Consider the following 3,376-nt stretch of genomic DNA (forward strand, 5'->3'; position numbering starts at 1 on the left):
AAGGGGTAAGCGGATTAAATGGTTGATCTTACCTTTGCATGAGAGTGAGACAGACTAGCATCTCATCGGATTATCTGGTTGATGCTTCACCTACTGCTGGTGCATGTTTCCTTCGCTAATTCCAGCAAGAACCCCACACGCCTCAACTTCCCGGTCATCGTTGCAACTCGCTCTCAGTGAAACGAGTTGTTTCTCAAGCGCTTGCAGAGCGGTTATCTGCGACCGCACATGAGAGATGTGATCATCGAGCAAGGCGTTGACGGCGGTACAAGGCTGATGAGGGTCGTCCTGATAGCTCTGTAGTTCGTGAATCTCAGCCAGTGACAGGCCCAGGATTCTGCAGCGACGGATGAAGGCCAGCCCCTCACCATGCTTCTCGGTATAGACACGGTAACCGTTGTCCTGCCGATCAGGCGGCGGCAATAAGCCCTGCTGTTCATAGAAGCGGATCGTCTGTGTTTCGACCCCTACCAACTGCGCCAACTGACCAATGCGCATCAGCCTCCTCCCCAACGGATTCTTTACTCTATTGACCTTATAGTAGCTTTATAGTTTAAAATGGTACCACAACATTGTTCAAGTGGAGTCATATTATGAGCAAATCCTGTGGTGGCGCCTGTGGCGGTGATGCAACGTCCGCAGCGGATACCGATATACAGGCCTCCTCCGAGGCGACAGGGAGATGGGTCAGTGTTTATGCAGTGCCGAAGATGGACTGTCCATCAGAAGAACGAATGATTCGCCTAGCCCTGAACGGCTTTGAGGAGATTCGGGCGCTGTCCTTCGACTTGTCGAACCGCCGGCTGAAGGTCGTGCATGACGGCGAGATCGAGCCCGTCACCTCGAAACTGAAGACCTTGGGGCTAGGCGCCTCGCTTCAGGAAACCGTCGCTGCAAATCCAGAGACCATCAAGGCCGCCGAGTTTTCGGCAGCTTCTGCTAAGCAAGAATCCTGGACCCTGCGCTGGTTGCTCGGCATCAATGCACTTCTGTTCGTAGTGGAAATGACTGCCGGTCTGATCGCCCAGTCCACCGGCCTGATTGGAGAATCCCTGGACAATTTTTCCGATGCGGCGGTGTACGGGCTTGCCCTTTATGCGGTTGGACATAGCGTGAAAATGCAGGTACGTGCCGCGCATCTTGCTGGTGTACTGCAACTGATCTTGGCTGTGGGCGTGCTCGTAGAGGTGGTGAGACGCTTTGTATTCGGTAGTGAGCCTGAATCTCTGGTGATGATGGCTATCGCATTCGTCGCATTGATTGCCAATACCAGTTGTCTGCTGCTCATATCCAAACATCGGGAAGGCGGGGCGCACATGAAGGCAAGCTTGATATTCTCGGCCAACGACGTGGTGATCAACCTGGGGGGCATCACCGCCGGCGCCCTGGTCGCGTGGACCGGTTCCAATTATCCAGATCTGATTATCGGCACCATCACGGGGGTGATTGTACTTAACGGTGCCAGACGCATTTTGGCGTTGAAGGGTTAAATAATGCTCATTATTGGCAAAAAGCTCTCGCCGTATGCCCTATTGTCCATATCGGGCCTGCTGGCAGCGTCTGATCAGGCTGTAAAGTGGCTGGTGCAGCAATCAATGGCCTATGGCGAGTATGTTTCGGTGACCCCGTTCTTTAACTGGGTGCACCTATGGAACACCGGTGCCGCATTCAGTCTTTTTGCGAATGGTGGAGGCTGGCAGCGCTACTTTTTTATCGGAATCGCGGTAGTGGTCTCGATTTTTCTGATCAAGCTGATCCTTGAAAATCGTCATAAAGGAGAAGCCATCGCTTACAGTCTTATCCTCGGTGGCGCCATGGGCAACCTGATTGACCGGGTCTTTCGCGGCTATGTTGTGGATTCCTTTGATTTCTATTGGCGAGACTGGCATTGGCCGGCCTTCAACCTGGCTGATATTGCAATTGTCCTCGGTGCCTTACTTTTCGTTTCCAGCAGCTTGTTGGGTAAAAAAGCAAACACCAATGCCGAGTCGGATGGATCTGACTGACACCTACGCCTATACAACACCATGACCGAACTTCCCGACAACATCCTTCACCTGCCGCAATACCAAGTACTGGGCTGCAAATCAACCGACGACGAAATGCACTTCCAGGTGGACGTGCCCGATCCCATCGCCTGCGAGGAATGCGGCGTGCAGGGTGAGTTCGTACGGTTCGGCAAGCGTGACGTTCCCTATCGTGATCTGCCCATCCACGGCAAGCGGGTCACTCTCTGGGTGGTCCGCCGCCGATACACCTGCCGGGCCTGCAAGACAACATTCAGGCCCCAGCTACCGGAGATGGTGGACGGATTCCGTATGACACTGCGGCTGCATGAGTACGTGGAGAAGGAATCCTTCAACCACCCCTACACCTTTGTGGCGGCACAGACCGGCCTGGACGAGAAGACGGTGCGCGACATCTTCAACGCCCGCGCCGAGTTCTTGGGGCGCTGGCACCGCTTCGAGACGCCCCGCATCCTGGGCATTGACGAGCTATACCTGAACAAGCGCTACCGCTGCATTCTGACCAACATTGAGGAGCGAACCCTGCTCGACCTGCTGGCCACCCGCCGCCAGGACGTGGTGACCAACTACCTGATGAAGCTGAAAGACCGGCAGAAGGTCGAGATCGTCAGCATGGACATGTGGAACCCCTACCGGGCAGCGGTCAAGGCTGTACTGCCCCAGGCCCGTATCGTGGTCGATAAGTTCCATGTGGTGCGCATGGCCAACGATGCCCTAGAGAGAGTGCGCAAGGGCCTCAGAAAGGAGCTGAAACCGTCCCAGAGCCGGACTCTCAAGGGAGACCGGAAAATCCTGCTGAAACGCGCTCACGAAGTCTCAGACCGGGAGCGCCTCATCATGGAGACCTGGACAGGCGCGTTCCCGCAACTGCTGGCCGCCTACGAGCACAAGGAGCGCTTCTACGGCATCTGGGACGCCACCACACGGCTCCAGGCAGAAGCCGCCCTGGACGAGTGGATAGCCACCATCCCGAAGGGCCAAAAGGAAGTCTGGAGCGATCTGGTCAGGGCAGTGGGAAACTGGCGTGAAGAGACCATGACCTACTTCGAGATGGACATGCCCGTCACCAACGCTTACACGGAGTCCATCAACCGACTGGCCAAGGACAAGAACCGTGAAGGGCGCGGTTACTCCTTCGAGGTGATGCGGGCACGAATGCTCTACACCACGAAGCACAAGAAGAAGGCACCGACTGCGAAGGTCTCTCCTTTCTACAAGAAAACCATCGGTTACGGACTGCCGGACTTCGCAGAGGAACTCAACTACGGAGTCGATCTATCAACCATCTGAGGGTGGTATCAGATTGATGGGGTGAAGGTGCCCCATCAACCATTAAATCCGTATACCCT

General features: G+C 55.3%; 4 protein-coding genes. 3 read left to right on the forward strand and 1 reads right to left on the reverse strand.

The window, feature by feature from the left end; translation table 11 throughout:
- Positions 1 to 90: 90 nt before the first annotated feature.
- The gene (gene cadR, locus ACTHS3_RS10860; RefSeq protein WP_004364961.1) at positions 91 to 498 is read right to left on the reverse strand and encodes a Cd(II)/Pb(II)-responsive transcriptional regulator; all 408 of its coding nucleotides are present in this window, start codon (positions 496 to 498) and stop codon (positions 91 to 93) included.
- Between the two features lie 95 nt (positions 499 to 593).
- On the opposite strand from cadR, the gene ACTHS3_RS10865 reads away from it, so the two are divergent.
- From ACTHS3_RS10865 to ACTHS3_RS10875, 3 genes are read left to right on the forward strand one after another with little or no spacing between them, the layout of a single operon-like run.
- Positions 594 to 1,490, forward strand: coding sequence for a cation transporter (locus tag ACTHS3_RS10865; protein WP_070588402.1), 897 nt, complete (start codon positions 594 to 596; stop codon positions 1,488 to 1,490).
- Positions 1,491 to 1,493: 3 nt separating this feature from the next.
- Positions 1,494 to 2,006 (forward strand): signal peptidase II, encoded by a 513-nt coding sequence (gene lspA / locus ACTHS3_RS10870; RefSeq protein WP_003821921.1) that lies wholly within the window; start codon positions 1,494 to 1,496, stop codon positions 2,004 to 2,006.
- Positions 2,007 to 2,027: 21 nt separating this feature from the next.
- Entirely contained in the window at positions 2,028 to 3,317 is a 1,290-nt protein-coding gene (locus ACTHS3_RS10875) for an ISL3-like element ISPpu12 family transposase (protein ID WP_049331821.1), read from the forward strand.
- Positions 3,318 to 3,376 lie beyond the last annotated feature (59 nt).

The sequence above is a fragment of the Neisseria sp. P0009.S007 genome (genome assembly GCF_051962515.1).

Excerpts from the sequence above, each read along its gene's own strand:
- lspA (WP_003821921.1), top strand. The coding sequence starts at position 1,494 with ATGCTCATTATTGGCAAAAAGCTCTCGCCGTATGCCCTATTGTCCATA.
- cadR (WP_004364961.1), bottom strand. The coding sequence starts at position 498 with ATGCGCATTGGTCAGTTGGCGCAGTTGGTAGGGGTCGAAACACAGACG.
- ACTHS3_RS10875 (WP_049331821.1), top strand. The coding sequence starts at position 2,028 with ATGACCGAACTTCCCGACAACATCCTTCACCTGCCGCAATACCAAGTA.
- ACTHS3_RS10865 (WP_070588402.1), top strand. The coding sequence starts at position 594 with ATGAGCAAATCCTGTGGTGGCGCCTGTGGCGGTGATGCAACGTCCGCA.